The sequence below is a fragment of the Brachybacterium sp. GPGPB12 genome, assembly GCF_038396325.1.
Lineage (GTDB): Bacteria > Actinomycetota > Actinomycetes > Actinomycetales > Dermabacteraceae > Brachybacterium > Brachybacterium conglomeratum.
In genome coordinates, this window is the sequence record NZ_CP149573.1 from 3,138,763 (window position 1) to 3,165,114 (window position 26,352).

22 protein-coding genes, 1 tRNA gene and 4 pseudogenes are annotated in these 26,352 nt (G+C 72.3%); 17 read left to right on the forward strand and 10 right to left on the reverse strand.

Features of this window, described 5'->3' with window-relative positions; translation table 11 throughout:
• The first annotated feature begins 77 nt into the window (after positions 1 to 77).
• Both WKH84_RS18380 and WKH84_RS18385 read left to right on the forward strand, forming a co-directional pair.
• Positions 78 to 2,581 (forward strand): annotated as a pseudogene (locus WKH84_RS18380) (ATP-dependent DNA ligase).
• Positions 2,582 to 3,075: 494 nt separating this feature from the next.
• Entirely contained in the window at positions 3,076 to 3,279 is a 204-nt protein-coding gene (locus WKH84_RS18385; protein WP_010550042.1) for a cold-shock protein, read from the forward strand.
• Positions 3,280 to 3,543: 264 nt separating this feature from the next.
• On the opposite strand, the gene WKH84_RS18390 is transcribed toward WKH84_RS18385, so the two are convergent.
• Positions 3,544 to 3,873 carry a hypothetical protein gene (locus WKH84_RS18390; protein WP_341854690.1) on the reverse strand — a complete coding sequence of 110 codons (330 nt, stop codon included), beginning with the start codon at positions 3,871 to 3,873 and terminating at the stop codon, positions 3,544 to 3,546.
• Positions 3,874 to 4,032: 159 nt separating this feature from the next.
• The gene (locus WKH84_RS18395) at positions 4,033 to 5,700 is read right to left on the reverse strand and encodes a family 78 glycoside hydrolase catalytic domain (RefSeq protein WP_341854691.1); all 1,668 of its coding nucleotides are present in this window, start codon (positions 5,698 to 5,700) and stop codon (positions 4,033 to 4,035) included.
• Between the two features lie 94 nt (positions 5,701 to 5,794).
• Between WKH84_RS18395 and WKH84_RS18400 the strand changes: the two genes are divergently transcribed.
• The 9 genes from WKH84_RS18400 to WKH84_RS18440 all read left to right on the forward strand — a co-directional run bounded on the left by WKH84_RS18400 (position 5,795) and on the right by WKH84_RS18440 (position 12,229).
• Positions 5,795 to 6,505, forward strand: a complete 711-nt coding sequence (locus WKH84_RS18400) for a M50 family metallopeptidase (RefSeq protein ID WP_341854692.1) — start codon at positions 5,795 to 5,797, stop codon at positions 6,503 to 6,505.
• Positions 6,506 to 6,766: 261 nt separating this feature from the next.
• Entirely contained in the window at positions 6,767 to 8,122 is a 1,356-nt protein-coding gene (locus WKH84_RS18405) for a lipase maturation factor family protein (protein WP_341854693.1), read from the forward strand.
• A gap of 23 nt (positions 8,123 to 8,145) precedes the next feature.
• Entirely contained in the window at positions 8,146 to 8,763 is a 618-nt protein-coding gene (locus tag WKH84_RS18410; RefSeq protein ID WP_341854694.1) for a biotin transporter BioY, read from the forward strand.
• Entirely contained in the window at positions 8,727 to 9,260 is a 534-nt protein-coding gene (locus tag WKH84_RS18415; protein ID WP_341854695.1) for a hypothetical protein, read from the forward strand. The genes WKH84_RS18410 and WKH84_RS18415 overlap by 37 nt, the downstream gene beginning before the upstream one ends.
• Positions 9,242 to 9,523, forward strand: coding sequence for a DUF1801 domain-containing protein (locus WKH84_RS18420; protein ID WP_341854696.1), 282 nt, complete (start codon positions 9,242 to 9,244; stop codon positions 9,521 to 9,523). Before WKH84_RS18415 ends, WKH84_RS18420 begins: the two co-directional genes overlap by 19 nt.
• A 256-nt stretch (positions 9,524 to 9,779) precedes the next feature.
• On the forward strand, positions 9,780 to 10,730 hold the full coding sequence (locus WKH84_RS18425) for an ion channel (RefSeq protein ID WP_341854697.1): 951 nt from the start codon (positions 9,780 to 9,782) through the stop codon (positions 10,728 to 10,730).
• Positions 10,727 to 11,515 carry an NAD(P)-binding protein gene (locus WKH84_RS18430; protein ID WP_341854698.1) on the forward strand — a complete coding sequence of 263 codons (789 nt, stop codon included), beginning with the start codon at positions 10,727 to 10,729 and terminating at the stop codon, positions 11,513 to 11,515. Before WKH84_RS18425 ends, WKH84_RS18430 begins: the two co-directional genes overlap by 4 nt.
• Before the next feature lie 41 nt (positions 11,516 to 11,556).
• A complete protein-coding gene (locus WKH84_RS18435; RefSeq protein WP_341854699.1) occupies positions 11,557 to 12,033 on the forward strand; it encodes a peroxiredoxin in 477 nt (158 codons plus the stop codon).
• A gap of 107 nt (positions 12,034 to 12,140) precedes the next feature.
• Positions 12,141 to 12,229: transfer RNA gene (locus tag WKH84_RS18440), tRNA-Ser, on the forward strand.
• A 13-nt stretch (positions 12,230 to 12,242) separates the two neighbouring features.
• Here the strand turns inward: WKH84_RS18440 and WKH84_RS18445 are convergent.
• Together WKH84_RS18445 and WKH84_RS18450 are read right to left on the reverse strand one after the other, a co-directional pair.
• Positions 12,243 to 12,650: an FCD domain-containing protein gene (locus WKH84_RS18445; protein WP_341854700.1), complete on the reverse strand. Its 408-nt coding sequence runs from the start codon at positions 12,648 to 12,650 to the stop codon at positions 12,243 to 12,245.
• The gene (locus WKH84_RS18450; protein WP_341854701.1) at positions 12,647 to 13,060 is read right to left on the reverse strand and encodes a GntR family transcriptional regulator; all 414 of its coding nucleotides are present in this window, start codon (positions 13,058 to 13,060) and stop codon (positions 12,647 to 12,649) included. The genes WKH84_RS18445 and WKH84_RS18450 overlap by 4 nt, the downstream gene beginning before the upstream one ends.
• A 298-nt stretch (positions 13,061 to 13,358) precedes the next feature.
• Here WKH84_RS18450 and WKH84_RS18455 point away from each other — a divergent pair, with 298 nt between their 5' ends.
• The 5 genes and pseudogenes from WKH84_RS18455 to ppc all read left to right on the forward strand — a co-directional run bounded on the left by WKH84_RS18455 (position 13,359) and on the right by ppc (position 19,658).
• A complete protein-coding gene (locus WKH84_RS18455; RefSeq protein WP_341854702.1) occupies positions 13,359 to 14,312 on the forward strand; it encodes a transporter substrate-binding domain-containing protein in 954 nt (317 codons plus the stop codon).
• Positions 14,313 to 14,358: 46 nt separating this feature from the next.
• Positions 14,359 to 15,135: an amino acid ABC transporter permease gene (locus WKH84_RS18460; protein WP_341854703.1), complete on the forward strand. Its 777-nt coding sequence runs from the start codon at positions 14,359 to 14,361 to the stop codon at positions 15,133 to 15,135.
• Positions 15,132 to 15,791, forward strand: coding sequence for an ectoine/hydroxyectoine ABC transporter permease subunit EhuD (ehuD, locus tag WKH84_RS18465; RefSeq protein WP_133676640.1), 660 nt, complete (start codon positions 15,132 to 15,134; stop codon positions 15,789 to 15,791). The genes WKH84_RS18460 and ehuD overlap by 4 nt, the downstream gene beginning before the upstream one ends.
• Positions 15,792 to 15,871: 80 nt before the next feature.
• A complete protein-coding gene (locus tag WKH84_RS18470) occupies positions 15,872 to 16,582 on the forward strand; it encodes an amino acid ABC transporter ATP-binding protein (RefSeq protein ID WP_341854704.1) in 711 nt (236 codons plus the stop codon).
• A gap of 250 nt (positions 16,583 to 16,832) precedes the next feature.
• Positions 16,833 to 19,658 (forward strand): annotated as a pseudogene (gene ppc / locus WKH84_RS18475) (phosphoenolpyruvate carboxylase).
• A gap of 176 nt (positions 19,659 to 19,834) precedes the next feature.
• On the opposite strand, the pseudogene WKH84_RS18480 reads toward ppc, so the two are convergent.
• From WKH84_RS18480 to WKH84_RS18490, 3 genes and pseudogenes are all read right to left on the reverse strand, one after another.
• Positions 19,835 to 20,080 (reverse strand): annotated as a pseudogene (locus WKH84_RS18480) (GNAT family N-acetyltransferase); the annotation flags it as partial.
• Positions 20,081 to 20,431: 351 nt separating this feature from the next.
• Positions 20,432 to 21,271 carry a phosphatase domain-containing protein gene (locus WKH84_RS18485; protein ID WP_341854705.1) on the reverse strand — a complete coding sequence of 280 codons (840 nt, stop codon included), beginning with the start codon at positions 21,269 to 21,271 and terminating at the stop codon, positions 20,432 to 20,434.
• 271 nt (positions 21,272 to 21,542) lie between these two features.
• Positions 21,543 to 22,028, reverse strand: coding sequence for a GNAT family N-acetyltransferase (locus WKH84_RS18490; protein ID WP_341854706.1), 486 nt, complete (start codon positions 22,026 to 22,028; stop codon positions 21,543 to 21,545).
• A gap of 156 nt (positions 22,029 to 22,184) precedes the next feature.
• Here WKH84_RS18490 and WKH84_RS18495 point away from each other — a divergent pair, with 156 nt between their 5' ends.
• Positions 22,185 to 22,700 (forward strand): protein tyrosine phosphatase, encoded by a 516-nt coding sequence (locus WKH84_RS18495; protein WP_341854707.1) that lies wholly within the window; start codon positions 22,185 to 22,187, stop codon positions 22,698 to 22,700.
• Between the two features lie 72 nt (positions 22,701 to 22,772).
• On the opposite strand, the gene WKH84_RS18500 is transcribed toward WKH84_RS18495, so the two are convergent.
• The 3 genes and pseudogenes from WKH84_RS18500 to pgm all read right to left on the reverse strand — a co-directional run bounded on the left by WKH84_RS18500 (position 22,773) and on the right by pgm (position 26,263).
• Positions 22,773 to 22,925, reverse strand: coding sequence for a hypothetical protein (locus WKH84_RS18500; protein WP_341854708.1), 153 nt, complete (start codon positions 22,923 to 22,925; stop codon positions 22,773 to 22,775).
• 539 nt (positions 22,926 to 23,464) lie between these two features.
• Entirely contained in the window at positions 23,465 to 24,136 is a 672-nt protein-coding gene (locus WKH84_RS18505; RefSeq protein WP_341854709.1) for a hypothetical protein, read from the reverse strand.
• 491 nt (positions 24,137 to 24,627) lie between these two features.
• Positions 24,628 to 26,263, reverse strand: a pseudogene (gene pgm, locus WKH84_RS18510) (phosphoglucomutase (alpha-D-glucose-1,6-bisphosphate-dependent)).
• Between the last annotated feature and the right edge of the window lie 89 nt (positions 26,264 to 26,352).

The window sequence follows — 26,352 nt, forward strand, 5'->3', positions numbered from 1 at the left end:
GCGCGCCGCCAGGAACGATCGGTCGGCGCCGCGGCCCGGCGCGTGACGGATCCGGTGAGCGGGGGCACAGTGGGGACATGGCCACTCGAGAGCAGCAGGTGGAGATCGACGGGCGCCGGCTGAGGCTGTCGAACCTCGACAAGGTCCTCTACCCGGCCACGGGCACCACGAAGGGCGAGGTGATCGACTACTACCACCGCATCGCCCCGGTGATGGTCCCGCAGGCGACGCGTCGCCCGGCGACGCGCAAGCGCTGGGTGGACGGGGTGGGCACCGCCGAGTCGCCGGGCAAGGTGTTCTTCCGCAAGGACCTCGAGGACCACGCCCCGGACTGGATCCCCCGCGCCGACATCGAGCACAGCGACGGCGTCTCCACCTACCCGCTCGTGGACGAGGCGGCCGTCCTCGTCTGGCTCGCCCAGCTCGCCGCGCTCGAGGTCCACACGCCCCAGTGGCGCTTCGACGCGGACCTCGAGCCCGCACGTCCCGACCGGATGGTCCTGGACCTCGACCCCGGCGAGGGGACCGGGCTGGCGGAGTGCGCGCGTGTAGCGGCCTGGTGCCGTGAGATCCTCACCGACATGGGCCTCGAGAGCTTCCCGGTGACCTCCGGCTCCAAGGGCATCCACCTCTACGCGCCGCTGGACGGCGCGCGAGCTCCGAGGAGGTCGACCAGGTCGCCCACGAGCTCGCCCGAGCTCTCGAGACCGACCACCCCGAGGAGGTGATCAGCACCCAGTCCCGTTCGAAGCGCACCGGCAAGGTCCTCGTGGACTGGTCGCAGAACAACGGCAAGAAGACGACGGTCTGCCCCTACTCCCTGCGCGGACGCCTGCGGCCCACCGTCGCCGCCCCGCGCACTTGGGAGGAGATCGAGAACCCCGCGCTCGCACACCTCGAGATGGACGAGGTGCTCGAACGGGTCGAGGGAGGGATCGACCCCCTCGCGCCCCTCGGGCAGGACGAGGCGGGCGGCGCCGCGCCGGCCGGGCGAGCCCGAGACCGGCTCGAGGTGTACCGCTCGAAGCGCGACCCCGAGCGCACGCCCGAGCCCGTCCCCGCCCCCGACGTCGGCGCCGCCGCCGCGCAGGAGGCGCTCGAGGACGCGGAGCCGATGTTCGTCGTCCAGGAGCATCACGCCAGCCGTCTGCACTGGGACTTCCGCCTCCAGCACGAGGGCGTGCTGGTCTCCTGGGCGGTGCCCAAGGGGCCGCCGCTCGAGACGGGCGTCAACCGCCTGGCCGTGCAGACCGAGGACCACCCGCTCGAATACGGCACCTTCGAGGGCACCATCCCGAAGGACGAGTACGGCGGCGGCGACGTCACCCTCTGGGACACCGGCACGATCGAGATCGAGAAGTGGCGCGAGGGGCGCGAGGTGATCGTGGTCTGCCACGGACGGCCCGACGGCGGGCTCGGCGGCGTGCCCCGACGCTTCGCCCTCCTCCACACCGGCGGCATGGGCGGATCGCGCCGCTCCGAGGCGGCGCAGGAGAAGGCCGAGGCGAACTGGTTGCTGCACCTGATGAAGGACCAGCCCGAGGCCGACGGCGCAGAGGGACCCGGCCCCGCCCCCACGGTGACGTCGGAGGACGTCGAGATGGGCGAGCCGATCGCTCCGATGCTCGCCACCCTCGGGAGCCGGGAGGACATCCGCGAGCAGGACGAGTGGGCCTTCGAGATGAAGTGGGACGGGGTGCGTGTCATCGCGACCGTCGTGGGCGACCGGGTCCGTCTGACCAGCCGCGGCGGCAAGGACCTCACCGTCACGTTCCCCGAGCTGTCCGAGCTCGTCGACGCCGTGGCGCCGCACCTGCGGGAGGCGGGGGAGACCGTGCTCGACGGGGAGATCGTGGCCCTCGACGGCCGTGACCGGCCCTCCTTCTCCCGGCTCCAGCGGCGGCTCGGCCTCACCCGGGAGCGCGACGTCGAGCGGGCCCGGAAGGACGTCGAGGTCCACGTCATGCTCTTCGACCTGCTCGTGCGCGGCGGTGAATCGCTGCTGCGCACCCCCTACCAGCGACGGCGCGAGGGGCTGTTCGAGGCGGTGCACGCCACCGACCACGTCCAGCTTCCTCACGCCGACCACGGCGACGTGGACCAGGCGATCGCACTGTCGAAGGAGCTCCAGCTCGAAGGGGTGATGGCGAAGACGGAAGGCGGCGTGTACCGGCCGGGCAAGCGCACACGCGCCTGGATCAAGCTGAAGAACGCCCGTCACCAGGAGGTCGTGGTGATCGGGTGGCGCCACGGCAAGGGGGAGCGGTCCGGGACGATCGGCTCCCTCCTGGTCGCCGTGCCCGACCCGAGCGGGGATCTGCACTACGCCGGCCGTGTGGGCACCGGGTTCTCCGCCCGCGACCTCGAGGAGATCGCGGGCCGGCTCCGCTCCCGCGCCCGGAAGACCCCACCGGTCGACGACGTCCCCTCCGCGGACCGGCGCGATGCGGAATGGGTCCGCGCCGACCTGGTGGGGGAGGTGCAAGATGCCGAACGCACCGAGGACGGCCGGCCGCGCCATCCGGTGTGGCGCGGATGGCGCCCGGACAAGCGGGCCGAGCAGGTGCGGTGGGAGACATGAGGGCGGGGCCCCGGGCCGATGGCGGGGTCTCCTGGATCACACCCGGGCCCCCGCGGCCCCGCCGATGACGTAGTCTTGGCGTGCACGGCGCAGGATGCCTCCCTCGGGGGCGACCGACGACGGTCGCGCATCACCGACGAGACAGGGACTCCATCACCTCCTCCGCACTGCCCACGAACTCCTCTCCGCACCATCCCCGGTCGCTCGCAGTCCCCGCCGAGCGCTCCGCCCCCTCCCCGCTGCGAGCCGATGCCGACGCCCTCGTCGCCGCGCTCGCCGGAGGGGAACCCACGGCCTCCGGGCCCCAGAACGGCCGCATCGGCGACGTCACGTCGTCGGCCGCGGCTCAGGCGGCCCCCGTGGCCGCCCCTGCAACCCGCCACGACGACCACACCGGTCGCCGTGCTCCTGGGATGCTCCCATCCGCGACGGCGCCGCCGTCACGGATCTACGGGTCACGGACCGTGACTCACGACAACGAAGGAAATACCGCCATGGCTACTGGCATCGTCAACTGGTTCAACTCCGACAAGGGCTACGGCTTCATCGCCCCCGAGGACGGCTCCGCTGATGTGTTCGCGCACTTCTCCGCGATCGTCGGCACCGGCCGTCGTGACCTCGAGGAGAACCAGCGCGTGGAGTTCGACGTCGAGCAGGGCCCCAAGGGCCTGCAGGCGACGAACATCCGCGCTCTCTGAGCTTCCGCACCACCTCGACGCCCGTCGTCCCGGCACCTGCCGGGGCGGCGGGCGTCGTCGTTCCCGGGGAGCCGCGCGGCGCCGCGGCCGCGGCGCGGTCACCAGTGGAGCAGGTGCTCTCCGGGGCCGAGCTCCTGCGGCGCCGTCGTGCCCGGCTCCGGGGGAGGACGACCGTCGCGCGGGTGCCGTCCGGGACTGTGAGGGCGAGGGTGCGGGCCTCGCGGTCGAGGTCCAGGGCGATCTCGCCGGAGCCCGTCGCGCGGGTCATCGCGATGCGGCCGACGTGGACGTCCGGGTCCGGGGCGACGACGAACTCCTCCCAGCCCTCGGCGCCGCGGCGCGCCCGGCCACGTGCTCGTGGAGCCAGGTCACGGGCGTGCCCATGAAGTAGTGGGAGTGCGAGCGCGGTCGCTCCCACATCTCCGCGAAGGTCGAGTTGCCGGCCTCGAGCCAGGCCCGCCAGCCGGGCGCTGTCGGATTCGAGAGCACCCGCCACGCGAGCGCGCCGTGGCCGTGCGCGGAGAGCACGGGCGAGCAGGAAGCGGACCCCGAGGTGGCCGCAGTCGTGGTGGTCGCCGCGGGCGGTGAGGTCATCCACCAGGTGCGCCACGACGGCGTCCACCTGCTCGGGCGGCACGATCCCGAAGGCCAGCGGGAGGATGTTCGAGGTCTGGCGGTAGGTGGGCGTGCCCGGCGCGGCGGAGGTGCCGGGGTCGCGGTATAGGCCGCGGTCCGTGTCGAGGAAGACGGAGTTCACCGCCTGCTCGAGGGTCGCGGCGTCGGCGCGGAGGGCGTCGGGGGCGGGGAGGTCCGGCGCGAGAGGCTCGCCGGCCGATGTCGCGCGCTCGAGCGCATGGGCCAGGCGGCGCAGGGCGTGGGCCACCAGGAGCGTGCCCGACAGGCGCCTGTCCTCCGGGGCGGGGCCCGGGGCGCCGGGGAGAGGTAGTCGCCGAGCACCGAGGAGATCAGTCCGTCCTCGTCCTGTCGGCCCAGCTCATGGGCGAGATACCGGGCCGCGGCCGCAAGATGTCGAGTGACGAGGTCCGTCTCCCCGTACTCGCACACCATCTCGTCCAGCGGCACCGGCGGCAGGCACGTCCACTCCGGGGCGGGGGAGAGCTCCTCGTAGCCCCAGCCGGGGCTCGGGGAGATCACCGCGAGGGAGCCGTCGGCCCGCTGGCCGTCCACCTGGTCCTCCAGCCACTTGCGCAGCATCCGGCGCATGTCGAAGCCTGTCGTCATCGCTGCGAGCGACGTCAGCGCGTCCCCCGTCCAGCCGTTCTTCTCCTGGCTCGGGGTGTCGGTGGGGACGTGGTGGAGGTTGTTCGCGAGCGAGGCCCGCATCGCCGCGTCCATCGCCTCGACGTGCGCGTCCGAGCTGGTCAGCGTGCTCGCCGGGCGCAGGTCGGCATGGGCGAGGATGCCGGTGACCTGCACGCGCGCGAGGTCCCCGGGCGATGCCTCGATCTCGACGTAGCGGAAGCCCTTGTAGGAATGGCGGGGCGCGAAGGAGCGGGCGCACCCGGGCTCCAGGCGGAGGCGGTCCTCCTGGAAGCGGTCCGTGTGCACGTGCTCGTTGCGCGCATCGACCCGGCCGTCCTCCCGCGGCTTCTCCGCATGGCGGGCGACCAGCAGCAGCGGCGGGGCGTCGGCCGGGACCTCCTCGCGCAGCGAGAAACGGCACCAGCCGGCGATCACCCGGCCCATGTCCAGCACGGTGCGGGTGGGCGAGGAGGAGACGACCGCGGGCGTGATCTCCTCCTGCTCCCGGATCGGCTCCTGGACCTGTCGGACCATCATCGGCTCAGGGACCTCGCGGCCGTGTCCGCCCCGTCGGGCGCCGCGCCGGGAGGACGCCGCCAGCACCGGCGCCCAGTCCGAGTCGTCGTAGCCGGGGAGCGACCAGGCCTCCGGGTCCTCGTCCGGGGAGAAGGTCTCGCCCTCGTACATCGAGTCGAAGGCCACCGGGCCCGGGCGGGTGCGCCAGTCCTGGCCGGTGGCGACAGCCCGGGAGGAGCCGTCGGCCAGATGCATCCGCAGATGCGCCCAGGCTCGCACCGGACCCCGCCAGGGCGCCAGGTGCCAGCGCCACTCGTTCGGGGTGGTCATCGCATGGAAGCCGCGTCCCAGCTCGATGCCCAGCACGTTCTCGCCGCGGTGCAGCGGCGCGCCCACCTCGAGCTCCCGCACCTGGATGCGCGCGCGAGGATCGGTGAGGCCGGGGTCCAGACGTGCATCGTCCACCTCGGCGCCGTTGAGCGCGGCGCGGAAGGTGCCGAGACCCGTCACCAGCAGGCGGGCCGAGACCGGCGGAGAGACCAGCGCGAAGGACAGCCGCAGCAGCGGGTTCTGCGGGTCCTCGCCGGGGGCGGTGATCCAGGACGCGAGCGCGGGATCGATGCGGTGATCGCGGGGGGACATGCGGTGCCACCTGCTCCTGGAGTCCTCGACGACGGGTCCCGCCAGTCTTCCACGCTCCCGGCGGCCTCAGGGGCAGCGGTGCCACCATGGCCCGATGGACATCGGCGAGATCCTCGACGCGATCGGAGGGCGCCTCGCGCCCGGACCCGTCCCCGACGACGGGCCCTGGATCCTGCTCGCCCTGGCCGTCGCAGCGCTCGCCGTGGTGGTGCCGCCGCTGTGGCGGTCGCTGCGCCCCGGCGTGACGATCGTGCACGAGCTCGGCCACGCCGCTGTCGGGATCCTCATGGGCAGGCGCTTCACCGGCTTCGTCGTCTCCTCCGACATGTCCGGCCACGCCGTCACCGTCGGCCCCCGCCGCGGGATCGGCCGGATCCTCTCGACCTGGGCCGGCTATCCCGCACCCGCGGTCCTCGGCGCGCCGCTGGTTCAGATCGCGCCGCACGGCTGGGCGCGCACCGCCCTGTTCGCGGCGCTGGTCGTGCTGGTGGTCTCGCTCGTGTTCACCCGCTCCGGGCACACCGTCCTCGCCGTGCTCGCCAGCGCCGCCGGGATCGGGGCGCTGTGGTGGTGGGGCGACCCCGCCCTCACCGCCCTGCTCACCCTCGCCGCCGGGGTGTTCCTGCCGCTGGGGGCCTGGCGCCACCTCGGCTCCGTGCTCCGCCGGGGCGGCCGGCAGGACGACCCCGGCCAGCTCGCCCAGCTCACCCCGGTCCCCAGCGCGCTGTGGAACCTCAGCTTCACGCTCGTGATCGCGCTGGGCGGCTGGTGGGCGGGCGCGACACTGGTGGATCTGCTGCGCTGAGGCCCGCCGAGATCTCACTCGCCCCGGAGCGCGGCCGACGCGATGGCGCGCGCAGGCGGCGAGGGTGAGAATCGGGGAGTGCCCGGGACGCGGAGGTGAGGAGCATGGACTGGACGAGCTGGATCGGCCTGCTGGACGCCCAGGAGTCGTGGATCGCCCGCGAGATCGTGCAGCGGGGCGTCGCGGCGGTGTACGTCCTCGCCTTCCTCTCGACCTTCCACCAGTTCCCGGTGCCGCTGGGGGAGAAGGGGCTCGCTGCCGGTGCCCGCATTCCTCGCACGGGCGGGGGACCGGGCCGGGCCCACGCTCTTCCGCCACGTCCCCTACTGCGATGCGCCGCTGCGCGGGATGTGCTTGCTGGGGATGCCGCTCGGGCTCGCCGTCGTGGTCGGCCGCGCGCAAGAGGGGCCCGCATGGAGCATGCTCGCGGTGTTCGGGGCGATGTGGGTGATGTACCTGTCGATCGTTTCCGTGGGACAGATCTTCTACGGCTACGGCTGGGAGTCGATCTTGCTGGAGTGCGGGGCGCTCATGGGCCTGCTCGGCTCGCACGCGGTCCCGCCGCCGCGGCTGATGATCCTGTTCCTGCTCTGGTCGCTGATCCGCCTCGAGTTCGGGGCCGGGATGATCAAGATGCGCGGCGACCGCTCCTGGCGGGACCTCACCGCGATGGACCACCACCACGAGACCCAGCCGATGCCCGGCCCGCTCAGCCGCACCGCCCACCTCATGCCCCGCTGGTGGCACCGGGCCGAGGTGCTCGGCGACCACGCCGTGCGGCTCGGGATCATCTGGCTCGTGCTCGCCCCGCGCCCGGTCGCGTCCTTCGCCGCCTGCGCCGTGATCGCCACCCAGCTGTTCCTGGTCATGACCGGGAACTACGCCTGGTTGAACTGGCTGACGATCCTCGTGGCCTGCGCCGCGATCTCCGATGCGTTCTGGCGCTGGTCGCTCGGAGGCCCGTTCCCGGGGTGGAGCTGGTTCGGGGTGCCGCTCGGGGCCGACGGCGGCGGCGCGGGCGCGGAGGTGTCCTCGCCGCTGTGGTGGACGGCGCTGGTCGCCGCCGCGTTCGCCCTGCTCGCCGTGCTGTCCAGGAAGCCGCTCGCGAACCTGTTCTCCTCGCACCAGCTGATGAACGCGAGCTTCGACCGGTTCCACCTCGTGAACGCCTACGGTGCCTTCGGCTCGATGACCGAGCGGCGGTACGAGGTGCTCATCGAGGGGACCGAGGACGCCGCGGGGCAGGAGGCCGCGGAGGAGACCTGGCAGGCATACGAGTTCCGCGGCAAGCCCGGCGACCTGCGCCGACCTCCCCGCCAGGTCGCGCCCTATCACCTGCGACTCGACTGGCAGATGTGGTTCCTCGCGGCGCGGCCCGGCGCCGAGCCGTGGTTCGTGGCGCGCCGCTCGAGCGGCTCGCCCACGGGGACCCCGGGGTGCGCCGACTGCTCGCCCGCGACCCCCTCGACGGCCGAGCGCCGACGGCGCCGCGCGCGTGCGGTACAGCCTCTACCGCTTCGCCCGCCGCGAGGAGCGGAGCGGCGGCGCACGATGGGTCGCGACGGACCTCGGGGTGATCGCGCGGCGGTGAGTGCGTACCCTGGGACCTCGCCGTAGCTTTCCAGCCTCCGAGGAGTCCCATGTCCGCGATCGCCGTCCCGGCTCGCCGTCCCGTCCTGGCCGACGCTCTGGCCCCGCACCGCACCCCGCTGCGCGATGCCCTGCTCGTCGCCGCCGGCGCCGCGGTCGTCGCGGTCCTCGCCCAGGTCACGATCCCGCCGCCGCTCGTGCCGATCACCGGACAGACCCTCGGCGTGATCCTCGTCGGCGCGGCGCTGGGCTCCCGTCGCGGGGCGATCTCGCTGGCGACCTACATGGCCGTCGGCCTCGCCGGCGCGCCCGTCTTCGCCGAGTTCTCCGGCGGACCCGCGATGGTCCTCTCGCCGAGCTTCGGCTTCGTGCTCGGCTTCATCCCCGCCGCCTTCGTCGCCGGCTGGTTCGCCGAGCGTGCCTGGGACCGCCGCCCCGTGCTCGCCATGACCGGTTTCGTCGCCGCGAGCGTCGTGCCCTTCCTCGTCGGCGTGCCGTACCTCGCGATGATCCTCAACGCCGTCCTCGGCGCGGGCGCCGACCTCGGCGCCGTGCTCGCCGCGGGCCTGTGGCCCTTCATCCCCGGCGGCCTGGTCAAGGCGGCGCTGGCCGCGCCGCTGATCCCCGCCGCGTGGAAGGGCGTGCGCGCCCTCGACGAGCGCCGCTGATCCCCGGCGGTCCTGCCCGCCGCACCGTCCCGAGCCCCGCGGCCGACGCCTTCCCGTCGGCCGCGGGGCTCGGTCATACTCTCTGCCATGAGCGCACCGAGCACACCCATCGGCGCCGTCCCCGGCGTCGGCGCTCCCGCGCCCGCGCCCTCGCCGAGCAGGGGATCACCACCGTCGACCAGCTCGTCGGTCGGGACTGGGCGGAGCTCGCCGAGTCGCACGGGGTGGGCCCCGCCTCGGGCAGGCGGTCGCAGGCCCTGCTGCTCGAGCACGGCGAGGGGATGACGAACCCGCCTGCCCCAGCTCGGGGCCGCTCCACCGTCACCCGGGGCTCGTCCGGGAAGAGCGCGAAGGACATCAAGACGCACACCACCTCGGTGGACCCGGCCGACTACGTCGACGGCCTTGAGGGCAGGCGCCGCGAGGAGGAGCGCGGTCGCTGGAGCTCTTCGGCCGCGCCACCGGCGAGCAGGCCACGATGTGGGGTCCGAGCATGATCGGCTACGGCGAGGTGCACTATCGCTACGCCACCGGCCGCGAGGGCGACACCTTCGAGCTCGGCTTCAGTCCTCGCAAGGCCGACCTCGCCCTCTACGGCATCCAGGGCTTCCCGCGCTCCGACGAGCCGCTCGAGAAGCTCGGCAAGCACCGCCGCGGGGTGGGTCGCGTGTGGGTGAAGAAGGCGCCGGACATCGACGAGTCGGTGCTCGAGGAGCTCGTCGCCCATGCCTGGCAGAGCGGACCCGGCACCGTGTGCTGAGCCCGCAACCCTCGGGTCGGCCGACGGGGCCAGCACGATGAAGGCGATATCGTGGAACATCGCCAGGCCGAGCCGGTCGATCAGGGTGAAGGCGATCTGGTCGGCCGCGCCCCTCCGGGCGCCGGGCGGGGTGCGGGCGAGGTGAGGCTCGGCTCAGGCATCGGGAGCGGGGTCGCCCTCGGCCCGCCATGGGCCTACGATTCGAGCGGCCGCGACCGCGCGGCCGCAGGAGACCGACCGGAGAGCGGAGGCGACCATGGGCCAGACGGCGCGCGAGCGCAGGCGTGCGGAGCGGCATCCGCTCGTCGGCCGACGCTCCAAGGCGGGATTCGTGATCCTCGGCGTCGGGGCGGCGATGGTCATCGCCCATGCCTCGGGCTTCAAGTCGCTCATGCACCTCGAGGGCGACGAGCACTCCTGGGCGAGCGCGATCTACTGGACCATCACCACGATGTCCACGCTCGGCTACGGCGACATCACCTTCGACGACGACGCGGGGCGCCTGTTCTCCCTCTGGGTGCTTGCTCAGCGGCGTGGTCTACATGCTCGTTCTGTCGCCCTTCTTCGTGATCCAGTACCTGGTCACGCCGTGGCTGGACCATCGACGCGCCACCCGCACCCCGCGCAAGGTCGCCCCGGGGGTCAGCGACCACGTGCCGCTGGTCGGCTCCGACGCCGTCACCCAGGCCTTCGCCGCCCGCGCCGAGCGCTCCGGCATCCCCGCCGTGATGTCGCTGGAGGATGCCGTGAAGGCGGGGAGCCGCACGACCAGGGCCGGCAGGTCGTCGTCGGTCCTCTCGACTCCGCGTTCACCTATCGCAATGCGGGCGCGGCACGGGCGCGGCTGGTGATCTCCACCCTCTCCGATCACGCCAACACCAACGTCGCCTTCACGGTGCGCCAGGCCGCCGCCACCGTGCCCGTGGCCGTGACCGCCTCGAAGCCCGCCTCGGTGGACGTGCTCGGCCTCGCCGGCGCCGACCACGTGCTCGAGCTCGGGCAGGTCCTCGGCCGCGAGATGGCCTCCCGCGTGCTCGGCTCCACCGGCCGCGTCCACGCGATCGGCACCATCGGCGACACGATCATCGCCGAGGCCGCGGCGCGCGGCACCGAGCTGGTGGGGAAGCTCCTCGGCGAGGCCGTCGAGATGCAGCGCTCCCGGGTGCGGATCCTCGCCGTCTCGCGCAAGGGCCGGCGCGCGCGATGACCCCCGACCTGCGGATCACCGACGGGACCGTGCTGGTCCTGGCGGGCACCGCCGAGGACCTCGCCCAGTACGACCGCCGGTTCCAGTGCGGCGAGGTCTCCGAGGAGCGACCGGTCGTGATCCTGGGTGGCGGGCGCGTGGGCCGCGCCGCCTCTCGGGCGCTCAGCGACGGGGGCGTCCCGAACACGATCGTCGAGATCGAACCGGGCCGGGTCGAGAACTCCTACTCGGTGCTCGAGGGGACCGCGAGCTACGCCGTGGTCCACGGTGACGCCGCCGACCAGCGGATCCTGCGCCGCGCCGGCCTCGAGCACGCCTCCGCCGTGCTGGTGACCCCGCGCGACGACGACCTGAACGTCTACCTCACCCTGTTCTGCCGGCGCCTGCGGCCCGAGCCGCAGATCGTCTCCCGCGCCACCTACGAGCGCAACGTCGCCACCCTCTACCGGGCCGGGGCCGACGGGGTGCTCTCCTACGCCACCATCGGCGCCACCGACCTGTGGAACCACGCCGGCTTCAGCCACCGCGTGCCGCTGGCCGAGGGCAACGAGCTGTTCCTCGCCCCCTGCCCGGCCTCCCTCATGCGCCGTCCCCTCCGGGACGACGAGGTGCACCGCCGCACCGGTCGCGACATCGTCGCGGTGCTCGAGGCGGACGGCACCCTCGGCTACGACACCGAGTCGATCCCCGCTTCCTCCGAGGTGCAGCTGCTCCTGCTCGGGGACCGCCACGCCGAGCGGCGCTTCCGCGAGACCTATCTGGGCCGCCGTCTGCGCCGTCGCTAGGCTGGACGTCCTGCCCCGCCCCTGACCCGTTTCGGAGGATCATGTCGCCCGCCCCCGTGAAGCTCGCCGTCGGCGATGCCGCCCCCGCCCTCGACCTGCCCACCGCAGGCGGCGGGAGGGTCACCCTCGAGGACCTCCGCGGAGCGCCGGCACTGCTGTGGTTCTATCCCGCCGCGAACACCTCGCTGTGCACCAAACAGGCCTGCGACCTGCGCGACAACCACCGGATGTTCCTCGACGCCGGCTACCGCGTCATCGGGATCTCGCCCGATCCGGTCCCCGAGCTCGATCGCTTCGTCGCCGAGCAGGACCTGCCCTTTACCCTCGCTTCCGACGAACCCCACGAGGTGATGGCCGCCTACGGCGCCTGGGGCGAGAAGAACATGTACGGGAAGATCGTCCAGGGCACGATCCGCTCGACCTTCGCGATCGACGAGGCGGGCGTCCTCACCTTCGTGAAGTACCGCGTGGGCACCCCGAAGCACATCGCGCCGCTGCAGGAGAAGCTCGGCCTCTGAGCCGCGGGCGGGCAGGGGGAGGTGTGACGCGAACCGCTCCGCCTCGCTTTGGCGCACCCCGCTCGCTCCCGTATGCTGGCTCGGCGTGCCGCGACACCGCGGCGCCAGGAGACGTGGCAGAGCGGCCGAATGCGCTCCCCTGCTAAGGGAGTAGGCGACTACAATCGCCTCGGAGGTTCAAATCCTCTCGTCTCCGCCGAAAAGGCCCCTCACCAGCGATGATCTCGCCGGGAGGGGCCCTTCTCGTGTCCGGCCCTCACAGGGCCGGCGACTCGCCCTCCAGGGTGGTCCACTCCGGCCCGTCGGACTCCAGCAGGTCCGGGTCGCGCACCAGGTCCTGCTCCTCCTCGTCCCCGCGCTGCCCGTGCCGCGAGCGCCCGCAGCGACTCGCGCAGGAGCTTGCGCGCGGTGGAGGCGTCGCCGGCCTCGAGCGCGGCGACGAGCCGCTCATGGGTGTCGGTGAGGTCCGCGCGCACGCCGTAGCCGCGAGGATCGGAAAAGGTGCCCATGCGGGTGAGGATCACGATCGTGTTCATCGCCGTGACCAGGAACCGGTTGCGAGAGATCTCCGCGAGGCGCTGATGGAGGTCGAGGTCGGCGTTGCCCGCCTCGATCACCTCGCCCGCCGCGAGCGCGCGACGGGTCCGCTCCACGCACTCCCGCGCGGCGGGAACAGCGGCGCCGGGATCTGCTCCTCGTCGCCGTCGGCGCGCGCCGCGGCCACGTGCTCGGCGACGTTGGTCGCCGCCTGCATCTCGATGCCGAGGCGGTAGTCGATGAAGTCCGACAGGGTGCCTGCGTCCATCGTCGTCACGAACAGGCCGCGGCCCGGGATCTGCGTGAGCGACCCGTCGCGCACCAGGCGCTGGCACGCCTCGCGCAGCGAGGAGCGGGAGATGCCCATCTGCTTGGAGACCTGGACCTCGGGGATGGTGTCCCCGGGGCGGAGGTCGCCGACGAAGATGGCGTTGCGCGACTCGAGCTCGGCCTGGTCGATGATCGAAGGACGACGGATCGGTCGCATCATCGGCGACCGGACGGAGTCCTGACGAGGGGGCATGGGTCCTCCTGTGACGGTGCGCCGCCGGTGGGCGTGCGAGGACACCATCATCCGTTCCCTCCCCGCCCCGGCGCACGCGCAGAGGGAGTCATCGCTGTCACAGTCACGGGCGTCGCGGAAGGATCACGACCCCATCACGAAAGGGCCGCAGGTCGTGGACGACTGTCGACCCACCGGTACGGTGACCAAGAATCCGATATCCAGAGATCCGATTGTCCGACACGACGAGCGTGCACGGCAAGGATCTCCCGGCGAGAGGGAAACCATGCAGATGGGCCGCACGACGCACCGCAAGACGCACGACCGACGAACCTTCTTCCGCGGCACGGGCCTGGTGCTCTCCGCCGCGGCGCTGGGCGGCGGGCTCGCCGCCTGCGGCCGCACCAGCACCGGCGGCGGGGGCGAGTCCGGCAGCGACGGCGGCGGTGGTGGGGACCTGCTCAGCCGTCTGCAGGAGGCCGGCACCATCACCGTCGGCTTCGCCGGCGAGGCGCCGTACAGCTTCGAGGAGGGCGGCGAGGTCATCGGCGCGACCGTCGCCCTGCACCGCGAGATCTTCGGCGAGCTCGGCATCGACACCGTCGAGGGCAAGCTCACCGACTGGGGCTCCCTCATCCCGGGCCTGAACGCCGGCCAGTTCGACGCGGTCAGCGCCGGGATGTCGATCCTGCCCGACCGCTGCGCGCAGGCCGCCTTCAGCGAGCCCGAGTTCCAGTACACAACCGCGCTGATGGTCCCCGTGGGCAACCCCGAGGGTCTCGAGACCATGGACTCCTTCGTGGACTCGGGCCTGACCGTCGCGACGATGGCCGGGGCGGTCGAGTCCGACTACGTCGCCGCCCTCGAGCTCGACGCCATCGAGGTGGGCGGCCCGCAGGACGGCGTGGACGCGCTGAAGTCCGGCAACGCCGACGCCTTCGCCCTGACCGCCATCTCCCTGAACTACCTCGCGGACAACACCGTCGACGACGTCGAGGTCACCGAGAGCTTCGTGCAGGAGATCGACGGCGTGAAGCAGGTCGGCGCCGGCGGCACCGTGTTCCGTCAGGAGGACACCTCGCTGCTGGACGCCTACAACGAGAAGCTCGCCGAGATCGTCGCCGATCCCGAGCGGTACCTCTCCATCGTCGGCGAGTTCGGCTTCGGCGAGCAGGAGTCGCCGCCCGAAGAGATGACCGCCGAGATCCTCTGCTCGGGCGATCTCTCCTCCCTGCAGTGAGCCTCGCACCCTTCCACGACGCCCCGAAGCGTGAGGCGAGGTGCCGATGGACGGCGTGATCGGCTTCTTCCAGGACCTCGGGCCGAACCTGCAGATCCTGTTCGACCGCTCGCCGCAGATCCTGCAGGGCCTGCAGATCACGGTGCTCGCGACGATCCTCGGCGGCCTGCTCGCGCCGCTGATCTCGTTCGTGTTCGGCATCGCGCAGGTCGTGAAGTTCTCCGCGGTGCGCGTGGTCGCGCGCATCTTCGTGGAGTTCTTCCGCGGCACCTCGCTCGTGGTCCAGCTGTTCTGGCTCGCGTTCGTGCCGCCGCAGCCGCCCTATCCCTTCGGCTTCCAGCTCGAGCCGCCGCTCATCGGCGTGCTCGCGCTGGGGCTGAACTACGGGGCCTACGGCGCCGAGGTGGTGCGCGGATCGATCGGCTCGGTGCCCAAGGGGCAGTACGAGGCGATCAGCGCGCTGAGCCTCAGCCCCGCCCGTGGCATGTTCCGGATCGTGATCCCGCAGGCGTGGGCGCTCATGTCGCCCTCCCTGTCCAACCTCTGGATACAGTCGCTCAAGGGCGGCGCGATCGTCGGCACCGTCTCGCTGTACGACCTCTTCTTCCAGGTCGAGCAGGTCCGTGACCGGACGGGCACCTGGTTCGCCTATCTCTTCGCGCCGCTGGCCTACTACCTGATCGCCTGGGTCATCGTGATCATCATGAACGGCCTGGAGATCCGAGCGAAGCACAAGATCGGACGCGGCCCCGCCCTCAGCTCCTCCTGGCGCGCGCTCTTCCAGGCGCCCGGAGCGAACACCAAGGAAGGAGCCGTGGCATGAACCCGTCCACGTCCTGGTGGGACTGGAGCCACGCCGCCGCCGTCCTGCCCTCGCTCCTCCTCGAGGGCCTGAAGATCACGCTGATCGCGACGGTGCTCGGCACCCTCATCGCGCTCGTGCTCGGCCTGGCCGTCGCGATCATCCGCCGCACCGCCCCCACCGCGATCGCCACGCCCTTCACCTGGGTGGTGGAGTTCATCCGGATGACGCCGCTGGTGGTCCAGCTCGTGTTCGCGAACCTCGTGCTCTCGCAGTACATCGACTCGACCCTCGCCATCGGCATCTGGGTGCTCGGCATCCACTACACGACCTACATGGCCGAGGTGTACCGCGCCGGCATCGACTCGGTGCCGACGGGCCAGTGGGAGGCGGCCACCGCGCTGTCCCTGCCGCGACTGCGCACCTGGCGGGCGATCGTGGTGCCGCAGGCGATCCGCAACACCCTGCCGGCGCTGGGCAACTACGCGATTTCGATGTTCAAGGAGACCCCGTTCTTCGTGGTCATCTACATCCCCGAGCTGGTGCGGGTCGCGCAGAACTACGGCTCGACCTACTTCCGCTACACCGAGGCGATCACGCTCGCGGGCCTGATCTTCCTGGCCGCCAGCTATCCCACCTCCCTCCTGATCCGGAAACTGGAGAAGAAGCTTGCCTGAGAACACTGCTCGCGCCCGATCCCGGGACCGCGCCCCACATCGAGTTCCGCGACGTCCTGAAGCGGTTCGGGGACAACACCGTGCTGGAGGGCCTGGACTTCACCGTCGCCCGCGGGGAGCGGGTCACCCTCATCGGGCCCTCCGGCTCGGGCAAGACCACGATCCTGCGCCTGGTGATGACCCTCGAGGAGCTCTCCGGCGGGTACATCCACGTCGGCGGCGTGCCGCTGCAGTACGAGGAGAAGGGAGGGAAGCGGGTGCGCATCCCGGACAAGCGCCGGCGCCGCACCACCACGGACATCGGGATGGTGTTCCAGCACTTCAACCTCTTCCCGAACATGACGGTGCTGGAGAACATCGTCGAGGCGCCGATCCACGTCAAGGGCCTCTCCCGGGCCGACGCGGTCTCGAAGGCCGAGGGGCCGCTGGCGAAGGTGGGGATGGGTGAGAAGCGGGACATGAAGCCCTCGCAGCTCTCCGGCGGCCAGCAGCAGCGCGTCGCGATCGCCCGCGCCCTCGCGATGGACCCCGAGATCCTGCCGCTGGACGAGGTGACCTCGGCGCTGGACCCAGAGCTGGTGGGGGAGGTGCTCGGCGTGCTGAAGGACATCGCCGCGGAGACCGACATCTCGATGCTCATCGTCACCCACGAGATGCAGTTCGCCCGCGACGTCTCCGACCGCGTGATGATGTTCGACCAGGGCTCGATCGTGGAGGAGGGGCCGCCGGAGAAGATCTTCTCCGACCCCGCGCATCAGCGCACCCGCGACTTCCTGCACGCCGTGCTCTGAACGCAGGAGACCGACGGGACGGCACGCCCGTCGGCCGCGTCCTTCCGTGCCCCGGCCGCCCTCGTCGGACGCCGCGCATCTCGCCGCGCCGGCCTGTCGGCTCGTGTCCGCCCAGTGAGGACCGGGGCGCCCCCGGCGGGAGCGCCTGTAGTCTGTGCCCGTTCGTTCCGCGCCGACGCGGTCGCCCTGAGCGCGCCTTCGGCGCGTCGGCAGGCGGCCGTCCGTCGGCGTGCCGACCCCAGGAGGCCCTGTGCCACATTCCGACGCCATCGCCGTCCCGACCCTGACGAGCGAGTTCCCCGTCGTCGGCGACGACCCCCATATCGACGCCCCGCGCGGGCGACGGTCCGCCGTCTCTCGACGTCGCTGGGCCGTACCCTGGCCGACCAGCACGGCCAGGAGATGCTCGACCTCGTCGAGCAGGTCCGCAAGCTGACGAAGGAGGCGAAGTCCGCCGACTCCGAGGCCAGCGCCCAGGACGTCCAGGCCCGCCTCGGCTCCCTGCCCATCGAGCAGGCGACCGCGCTGACCCGCGCCTTCACCCAGTACTTCCTGCTGGCGAACGCCGCCGAGCAGGTCTACCGCGTCCGCGCCCTCGACGAGCGGCCCTCGTCCGAGTCGTGGGTGCCGCGCACCGTGCGCGCCGTCCACGAGGAGCTCGGCGCCGAGGGCCTGCAGAAGGCGGTCGACTCCCTCGACGTGCGCCTGGTGTTCACCGCGCATCCCACCGAGGCCTCGCGCCGCGCCGTGCTGACCAAGCGCGCCGCATCTCCGACCTCCTCGCCGAGGAGACCGAGGAGGACACCCCGGAGCGTCGCCGCCAGGACCGCGACCTCGCCGAGCTGATCGAGACGCTCTGGCAGACCGACGAGCCGCGCCGCTCCCGCCCCACCCCGCAGGACGAGGCCCGCAACGCCCTCTACTACCTGCGCCAGATCTTCCGCCAGACCATGCCGGAGGTCCTCGACGACCTGCGCGAGGAGCGCGCGCCCATGGCGCCGACCTGCACGACGGCCAGGTGCCGGCGCGCTTCGGCTCCTGGATCGGCGGCGACCGCGACGGCAACCCGTTCGTGACCGCCGAGGTCACCCGCGACGTGCTGAAGCCGCAGGCCGAGGCCGCGATCGACGTGTCGCTGGAGATCATCTCGGACCTGATCCTCGAGCTCTCGGTCTCCTCCGAGCTGACCGGGGACGACGAGGAGCCGCGCGCCAGCCTCGCCGAGGACCTCTCCCACGACTCCGAGGTCGACAGCACCCAGCAGTCGCTCTACGACCAGGAGCCCTACCGGCTCAAGCTCGGCGCGATGCGCTCCAAGCTCAACGCCACCCGCGAGCGGATCCGCTCCGGCGAGGCGCACGTCCACGGCGCCGACTACGGCGACACCCAGGAGCCGCAGGACGACTTCCAGGTCCTGCGCGAGGCGCCGCGCCGCCACGGAGGTCGCCGTGCCGCCGACGGGGCGCTCGCGATCGCCCAGCAGGTCCTCGCCGCCTCCGGTCTGAATCTCGCCGCCCTCGACGTGCGTGAGCACTCCGAGAAGCACCACGAGGTCGTCGCACGGCTCTTCGACCGCGTCGGCGAGCTGGACCGCCCCTACACCGAGCTCGACCGCGCCGAGCGCACCATCGTGCTCTCCCGCGAGCTCGGCGACCGTCGCCCGCTGGTCGGCTCCGCGATCACCGAGGACGAGTCGATCCTCGACGACGCGACGCGCACCACCTACGGGGTGTTCCGCGAGATCCGCGACGCGCACCGCCTGTACGGCACCTCCGTCATCGAGACCTACATCATCTCGATGACCCACGGCGCCGACGACGTGCTCGCCGCCGCGCCGCTCGCCCGCGAGGCCGGTCTGCTCGACCTCACCGGTCGCGAGGAGAAGCGCGCCGACCTCGGCTTCGTGCCGCCGCTGGAGGAGGTCTCCGAGTCGCGCCACGCCGGCGAGATCCTCGACCAGTCGCTCTCGGACCCCTCCTACCGGGAGATCGTGCGCCTGCGCGGCGACCTCCAGGAGGTCATGCTCGGCTATTCCGACGGCAACAAGGACGCCGGAGTGATCACCAGCCAGTGGGAGATCCACCAGGCCCAGCGCGCCCTGCGCGACACCGCGGCCCGGCACGGCGTCACCCTGCGCCTCTTCCACGGCCGCGGCGGCTCCGTCGGCCGCGGCGGCGGCCCGACCTACGACGCGATCCTCGCCCAGCCCTACGGGGTGCTCGAGGGCGAGATCAAGTTCACCGAGCAGGGCGAGGTCATCTCCGACAAGTACATGCTCCCCTCCCTCGCCCGGGAGAACCTGGACCTGTCGCTCGCCGCGGTGCTCGAGGGCTCGGCCCTGCACACCGCCCCGCGCTCGACCGCCGAGCGCCTGGAGCGCTTCGGTGAGGTGATGCAGTCGGTCTCCGACGCGGCGTTCTCCCGCTACCGCACCCTGGTGGACGACGAGAACCTGCCCGAGTACTTCGTCTCCTCCACCCCCGTGGAGCGGCTCGGCGACCTGAACATCGGCTCGCGCCCCTCCAAGCGCACCACCTCGGACAAGGGCCTGGACGGCCTGCGGGCGATCCCGTGGGTGTTCGGCTGGACCCAGTCGCGCCAGATCGTGCCCGGCTGGTTCGGCGCCGGCTCCGGCCTGAAGGCCGCCCGCGAGGCCGGCCTCGAGCCGGACCTGCACGAGATGTACCGCTCCTGGCACTTCTTCCGCACCGTCATCAGCAATGTCGAGATGACGCTGGCGAAGACGGACATGCAGATCGCGGCGCACTACGTGCACTCGCTGGTGCCGGAGAACCTCTGGTACCTCTTCGACCGCATCCGCGAGGAGTACGAGCTCGCGGTCTCGGAGATCGAGCGGCTCACCGGGGTGCTGAACCTGCTGGACAACCAGCCGATCCTCAAGCGGACCCTCGCCGTGCGCGACCGCTACCTGGATCCCATCTCCTACATGCAGGTCGCGATGCTGCAGCGGGTCCGCGCGGCGAAGGAGCGGGGCGAGGAGCTCTCGCCCGAGCCGCAGCGCGCGCCGCTGACCACCATCAACGGCGTCGCCGCGGGGCTGAAGAACACCGGCTGAGCCGGCGAAGACGTCACCCCCGGGCCGCGTCCTCGCGGCGGCCGACGGGGCCGGGAAGGGCAGACGCCCTGCCCGGCCCCGTCGTCATGTCGGTGTGCTGTGTGCGGTGCGCAGGCCACCGCACCAGCCGGGTGCTCGCGATCGGTGCTTCGTGCTCCGGGGGTCGGGCGCCGGGCTCACGCGGAGGGGTAGGCGACCCAGTCGTCGACCGGCGGCGGGCGCTCCATGATGTCCATCCCGAGCCCCTCGACCTTCAGCGGCGCCGCATCGCCCGCGAAGGGCACGGCCTGCCCGGTGCCGGTGAAGCCGTGCCGTTCGTACCAGCTGTGCGACTCGGGGCGGGACTGGAGCACCTGGATCATCAGCACGTCCACCCCGTCGGCCGCGAGGGAGGCCGCCTGCGCCTCGAGCAGACGCCCGCCGAGCCCCGCGCCCTGCGCGGCGGGGTCGACCGCGAAGAGCCCGAGCTCGGCCCGGACCGCTCCGTGCTCGTCGGGCGCCTCGCGGCGGGTGTAGCAAGCATCCGAGCACGCGCTCGGCGGAGCTCCCGCGCTCGAGGCCCGTTCCTCCGTCGTCCACGCCGTTCCCGTCCCCGGTCGCGACCAGCGGCGTCACCGCGGGGTCGGCGAGCATCGCGCGGACCTCCGCGGCGTCGGTGCGGTGGCCGTCCACGAGGTGCGCCTCGGTGGTCCAGCCGCTCTGGCCGCGGTACGCGGCCTGGACCAGCTGCACGATCCGGGGGACGTCCGACTCGGCGGCGGGTCGCAGGGAGATCACCGGGACATCCTTCCGTGTCGCTGCAGGGCGGCGAGCAGACCGTGGCCGTTCGGGGCGGCGAGGGCGAGCGGTCCCTCGGCGCCGGGGCTGGAGCCGACCAGCGGGCGCAGGGTGCCGTGGGCGAGGAGTCGCTCGGGCTCGGTGAGCTGGCGGATCAGGATCGACTCGACGAGCTCCGGGTGCCGCTCGGCGAAAGCGGCGTAGAGCGAGGGGTCGTGCTGGCCGTCGTCGCCGACGAGGATCCAGCGGACGTCCGGGTACGCGGCGGCGAGGCGCTCGAGCGAGCGCGTCTTGTGCTCGGGGCCGGAGCGGAAGAAGCCGGTGTGGGTGGGGCCCCAGTCCGTCAGCAGCAGCGGCCCGTCCGGATACCCGTTGCGGTAGAGGAAGCGCTTGAGCACGGGGAACACGTTCCACGCGCCCGTGGACAGGTAGAACACCGGCATGTGCGGGTGCTCCCGCGCCAGGCGCTGGTACAGCATCGGCATCCCGGGGACGACCTGGCGGGAGGACTGGTGGACCACGAAGGCGTTCCAGAAGGCCAGCAGGGGACGGGGCGACCACGTGACCATCACGGTGTCGTCGATGTCGCTGACCATGCCCACGCGCGCCTCGGGCGGGACGATCGTGACGTCGGCCGTGACCTCGTTGCCGGGGACCGTCCACAGCACCGCCTGGTGCACGCCGGGGCTCAGGGACACCTCGAGGGTCGCATCGACGATGCCGGAGCGGTCCGCCCGCACCGTGAACTCCTCGCCGCCGAGGCGGATGTGGACGGTGCGGTGCGGCGCGACCTGGCTGGTGAAGTTCCGCCAGCCGCGCACCGCGACGGTCCGCATGTCGTGGACGGGCTGGTCGTGGAAGTCCGCGGAGGTGCGGGGGAGGCGTACAGGACCTTCGCCAAGATTCGTGCCTGCGTCGCCGAGCCGTATCCGTGGAAGGGCCGCAGGCGCAGGTCCCAGTGCAGACGGCGCAGGGTCTCGCCGACGAGGCGGTTCTTCACGTCCTCTGCGCGCGCCGCCCAGTGGGGACGGTCGGAGCCCGCCCCGGCGGCGTCGTGACGCAGCGCGGAGCGGGCGGAGGAGAGGGGCGCGGGGATGCGCACGGGCCTCAGAGGCCGCGGGTCATCTTCAGCCAGGCGCCATCGGGATCGTCCTCGACGATCTGCCAGCGCTCGCCGCTGTCGGAGAAGCCGAGGCTCTCGTAGAGGGCCCGGGCGCCGGTGTTCTCGGGGCCGACGTAGAGGGTGACAGTGTCGGCGCCGTCCTCGCGGGCCCACTCGAACACGGCCTCCGCGAGGCGGCCGGCGATACCGGAGTGGCGCGATCCCGGGGTGACCCACATGGCCTGCGGCTCCCGCTCGTTGGCGGGGGAGTCATCCTCCTGGCGGACGGCGACGACCGCGACGGGCTGATCACCTTCGACCGCGAGGAACCAGGCGGCGTCCGAGACGCGGCGCTCCCAGACGGAGTCCTCGTAGGTGGACTCCTTCTCCCAGCTCTGCCCGAAGGCGCTGGGGTCCGTGCTGAGCGAACGGAGTCGGATCTCCCGCACGAGCGACCAGTCCTCGTCGTGGGCGCGGATGATTTCGGCCATCGGTGTCCTCCTGAGCCGTGGTGGCGTGGTCACGGGCGTGATGCCCTGGCGATCATGCTCTCGTGCTGACCCGAGAACCGCATGCACTCCACCTCACAGTGTACGGCGATCGGCGGTTCCACGCTCCCACCGCCTGGAGGTTGACACAATGGGGGGATGAAGCCGCTCCGACTCCTCACCGTGTGCACCGGCAACGTCTGCCGCTCCCCGGCCGCCGCGGTGGTGCCGCGCCGCGCCCTCGAGCTCCAGGGCCTCGACACCGAGGTCGAGGTCGGCTCGGCCGGGACCAGCTGGGAGGTCGAGGGGATGCCGATGGACGACCGGATCGAGCTCTCGCTGGAGCGCGCCGGCTATCCGCGTCCCTTCGAGCACACCGCCCGCACCATCCACCTCACCGAGCTGATGGCCTGGGATCTCGTGCTGGCGATGACGCCCGAGCACGCCCAGACCATGCGTCGCATGGCCGATCAGGCCCCCGAGGGGGCGACGCCGCCGTCGATCACGATGTGGCGCGCCTTCGAACCGGGTGCGGAGGGGCTCGCGGAGACCGAGCTCGCCCTCGAGGACCCCTGGTACGAGGGGCAGGCGGCCTTCGACCGCACCGTGAAGGACATGGAGCGCGCCGTGCCGGGGATCCTGCGGCGCGTGCGCGAGTCGCTCGCCCAGCGCTGAGCGGTGGAGCCCGCCCGCCAGCGGTAGCACCTGCTCAGCGGCGGCGCGCCTGTCCGGCCGTGGGCCGACGGGTCAGCGGCGGTGGTTGCTGCGGCGCGAGTGCCAGGTCGCGCCGACGAAGCCGGCAGTGGTGAGGAAGCCGATCGCGAGCGCGGCGATCAGGACCTGACGCATCTGACCGAAGGCCGTGCTCGAGTCGTCGGAGATCGCGTTGAACAGGCGCACCACGGGGCCGCCGTCGCCGGAGGACGTGGGTCGCGCGGCCTGCGGCGCCGGAGTGCTGGGCTCCTCGGTGCCGACGCCGGCGACCTCGGTCTCCTCGGTGGTGCTCGACTCGGCGGTCGTCTCGGGCTCCTCGACCGGGGTCTCGGAGAGGAGTCTCCGGGGCCGGCTCGGGGGCCGGCTCCGCGGTGGGCTCGGGCTCCTCGCTCGGCGGGGGAGCCGGGAGCGGGCGCGCGCGCCGCTTCGGCTCGGGGGCCGGTCGCGCGGGCGTCGACGGCTCGGACAACTCCGGGGTGGCCGAGGGGCTCGCGGTCGGAGTGGCTCCCTGGTCCGGCACGGGGGTGGTCTTCTCGTCGTCGGTCGTCTCGCCGCCGCCTCCGCCGGTCGAGGTGTCATCGCCCTCGTCCGTGGTGTCCTCGTCGGTCGGAGTCTCCGTGGGGTCCTCGGACTCCTCGCCTGTGGAATCGCCCGAGCCCTCGCCGTCGGGCGGGGGGTGGGGCATTTGCAGGGGCAGTCGGGGTCCTTGCCCTCGGGATCGGTGGTCAGTTTCGAGTCGCCGGACCGCTGGTGTGCGTCGTCGCGCTCTGCTGCGCGATCAGGCGGGGGATCGGGGCGTCGTTCGCGGAGCGGATGTCGCCTTCCTCGTCTGTACCGCGCTCCCCGGTGTCGCCCTCGGCGTCGCCGTCGCAGGTGGCGGAGTCGTCCTCGGTGGCGGTCTCCGTCTCGGTGGCTGTTCCGTCTCCGCCGTCGGTGGCTGTGGACGTCCCAGGCTCCGTCGTCGTGGGCTTCGCGCCCTCCGAGGTGGCCTCGGGAGACGTAGAGATCGTGGGGTCGTCGACCGACTCGCTCGTCGGGTCCTCCGTCGGCTCCTTGGGGACCTCTTCGGTGTTCGAGGGGTCGTCCGTCTCGGTCTCCGGATCGTCCTCGACGGGAGTCGTCGGGTCCGCAGGCTCCTCGGAGCCCACGGAGGGCTCGTCGTCCTCGGGGGAGGCGACGTCCTCGGGAGTGTCCGAGGGGGCGGTGAGGGTGGTGGTGGCCCCGGGCGTGATCGTCCCGTCCACGGTGCCCGTCGCGGGGTCGTCGTCCGCGGGGGCGGCGTCCGTGCTCTCGGCGGCATCGCCGGGCCCGTCGGCGAGAGCGCTGGTGGTGGCGAAGGGGAGAGCGGTCAGAGCCAGGGTGGCAGAGGCCGCGCAGACGCATGTCCGCAGTCGCATGTCCTGCCCCCTCTCCGTCATTCTCGCCGCGCGCGAGCGCTGCGGTCGGTGTGCTTACCGGCGGGTCCGACGAAGCACACTACCCTACTGATCCTTTACCTACCCACCCCATGGTTCACGCGCTCTTTGGGCCACGCAAGGAGAGTGTGGACGGCGCCACCGCCGGGTGACATGCCTCAAATTGGGGAGCGCTTGACCATTCCTTTGCCGCGCGGAGGTCGCGGTCGTTGCTGAAACGTTACGGACCTGCAGGTCAGCGCCGGGTGCGCGAAACCCTCGACGCGCGTCGACGGACGGCGCGAGGGTGTCGCGCCGTCCGTCGACAGCATCGGGTGGAGCAGGGGGCGGGGCCGAGGAGCGGAATGTGGAGGAACGGTCGGCCAGGAGCGGTGCGGTCGCAGCGACCGCACCGGGGCAGGGGAGCGGACAGTCGCTCCCGCGGCGCCGCGCGGATCGTCGGCTCCGCCCCTGCGCTCGGTCCGCCCCTGCGCTCAGTCCGCGAGCGCCCCGTCCACGAGGTCCTTCGCGGCCTGCGCACCTCGGCGAGGTGCTCCTCGCCCTTGAAGGACTCCGCGTAGATCTTGTAGATGTCCTCGGTGCCCGAGGGGCGCGCCGCGAACCAGGCGGACTCGGTGGAGACCTTCAGCCCCCCGATCGCGCCGCCGGAGGGGGCCTCCGTGATCGCCGAGACGATCGGCTCGCCCGCGAGCTCCGTCGCGGTCACCTGCGCGGGGCTGAGCGCCTTGAGCTTCGCCTTGGCCTCGCGGTCCGCCGGGGCGTCGGTGCGGGAGTAGGCGCTGCCGCCGAACCTCTCCACGAGCTCCGCGTGCAGGGTGCTGGGGGAGCGCCCGGTCACCGCGAGGATCTCCGAGGCCAGCGGCGCGAGGATGATGCCGTCCTTGTCGGTGGTCCACACCGAGCCGTCGCGGCGCAGGAACGAGGCGCCCGCGCTCTCCTCGCCGCCGAAGCCGACCGAGGAGTCGATCAGGCCCGGCACGAACCACTTGAAGCCCACCGGCACCTCGAACAGCTCCCGGCCGAGGTCCGCCACGACGCGGTCGATAAGGCTCGAGGAGACCACCGTCTTGCCCACCTTCGCACCCGCCGGCCAGTCCGGGCGGTGCGCGAACAGGTAGGTGATGGCCGTAGCCAGGTAGTGGTTGGGGTTCATCAGGCCGCCGTCCGGGGTGACGATCCCGTGGCGGTCCGAATCCGCGTCGTTGCCGGTGGCGATGTCGTACTCGTCGCGCTTCTCCAGCAGCGACGCCATCGCCCACGGGCTCGAGCAGTCCATGCGGATCTTCCCGTCGCGGTCCAGGGTCATGAAGGACCACTGCGGGTCGACCGCGGGATTGACGACGGTGAGGTCGAGGTCGTGCATCTCGCCGATCTCCGCCCAGTAGTCCACCGCCGCGCCGCCCAGCGGGTCCGCGCCGATGCGCACGCCCGCCCGGCGGATCGCCTCGAGGTCGACCACGCTCGGAAGGTCCTGCACGTAGGTGCGCAGGTAGTCGTAGCGAGCGGCGTCCTGCAGAGCCTTCTGTCGTCCGTGCCGGCGCACGCCCTTGAGCCCGTCGCGCAGCGCTCGTTCGCGCGGTCGGCGATCCACGAGGTCGCCTCGGTGTCCGCGGGACCGCCGTGGGGCGGGTTGTACTTGAAACCGCCGTCGCGCGGCGGGTTGTGGCTCGGGGTGACGACGATGCCGTCGGCCCGGCCGGGATCGTTCGCCGCCCGGCCCCGGTTGTGGACCAGGATCGCGTGCGAGACCGCCGGGGTGGGGGTGTAGCCGTCGAGCGCGTCGACCTGGGCGGAGACGTCGTTGCCCGCGAGGACCTCGAGCGCCGTGTCGAAGGCGGGGCGCGAGAGGGCGTGGGTGTCCCGGCCGATGAACAGCGGGCCGCGGATGCCCTGCGCCGCCCGGTACTCGGCGATCGCCTGCGTGGTCGCGGCGATGTGGTCCTCGTTGAACGCGACGTCCAGCGAGGAGCCGCGGTGCCCGGAGGTGCCGAAGGAGACCGCCTGGTCGGGATCCGCGGGATCCGGGTGGAGGTCGTAGTAGGAGTCGAGGAGCGCGTCGACGTCGACGAGGTCCTCCTGCTGTGCCTTCTGGCCTGCACGGGGGTGCATGATCACCACTCCATCCTCGGTAGCTGGGGCTGATCGCCACTCTAGGTCCTTCGAGGGCACCGCAGCGCAGGAGCGCCCGGAGTGAGACG

Bases quoted from the DNA above. Each gene is read 5' to 3' on its own strand.
- WKH84_RS18460 (WP_341854703.1), top strand. From the start codon at position 14,359: ATGGACGGCGTGATCGGCTTCTTCCAGGACCTCGGGCCGAACCTGCAG.
- WKH84_RS18400 (WP_341854692.1), top strand. From the start codon at position 5,795: ATGGACATCGGCGAGATCCTCGACGCGATCGGAGGGCGCCTCGCGCCC.
- WKH84_RS18455 (WP_341854702.1), top strand. From the start codon at position 13,359: ATGCAGATGGGCCGCACGACGCACCGCAAGACGCACGACCGACGAACC.
- WKH84_RS18495 (WP_341854707.1), top strand. From the start codon at position 22,185: ATGAAGCCGCTCCGACTCCTCACCGTGTGCACCGGCAACGTCTGCCGC.
- WKH84_RS18390 (WP_341854690.1), bottom strand. From the start codon at position 3,873: ATGACCTCACCGCCCGCGGCGACCACCACGACTGCGGCCACCTCGGGG.
- ehuD (WP_133676640.1), top strand. From the start codon at position 15,132: ATGAACCCGTCCACGTCCTGGTGGGACTGGAGCCACGCCGCCGCCGTC.
- WKH84_RS18385 (WP_010550042.1), top strand. From the start codon at position 3,076: ATGGCTACTGGCATCGTCAACTGGTTCAACTCCGACAAGGGCTACGGC.
- WKH84_RS18485 (WP_341854705.1), bottom strand. From the start codon at position 21,271: ATGCGGACCGTCGCGGTGCGCGGCTGGCGGAACTTCACCAGCCAGGTC.
- WKH84_RS18490 (WP_341854706.1), bottom strand. From the start codon at position 22,028: ATGGCCGAAATCATCCGCGCCCACGACGAGGACTGGTCGCTCGTGCGG.
- WKH84_RS18395 (WP_341854691.1), bottom strand. From the start codon at position 5,700: ATGTCCCCCCGCGATCACCGCATCGATCCCGCGCTCGCGTCCTGGATC.
- WKH84_RS18435 (WP_341854699.1), top strand. From the start codon at position 11,557: ATGTCGCCCGCCCCCGTGAAGCTCGCCGTCGGCGATGCCGCCCCCGCC.
- WKH84_RS18450 (WP_341854701.1), bottom strand. From the start codon at position 13,060: ATGATGCGACCGATCCGTCGTCCTTCGATCATCGACCAGGCCGAGCTC.
- WKH84_RS18420 (WP_341854696.1), top strand. From the start codon at position 9,242: ATGTGGGGTCCGAGCATGATCGGCTACGGCGAGGTGCACTATCGCTAC.
- WKH84_RS18425 (WP_341854697.1), top strand. From the start codon at position 9,780: ATGGGCCAGACGGCGCGCGAGCGCAGGCGTGCGGAGCGGCATCCGCTC.
- WKH84_RS18410 (WP_341854694.1), top strand. From the start codon at position 8,146: ATGTCCGCGATCGCCGTCCCGGCTCGCCGTCCCGTCCTGGCCGACGCT.
- WKH84_RS18505 (WP_341854709.1), bottom strand. From the start codon at position 24,136: ATGCGACTGCGGACATGCGTCTGCGCGGCCTCTGCCACCCTGGCTCTG.
- WKH84_RS18430 (WP_341854698.1), top strand. From the start codon at position 10,727: ATGACCCCCGACCTGCGGATCACCGACGGGACCGTGCTGGTCCTGGCG.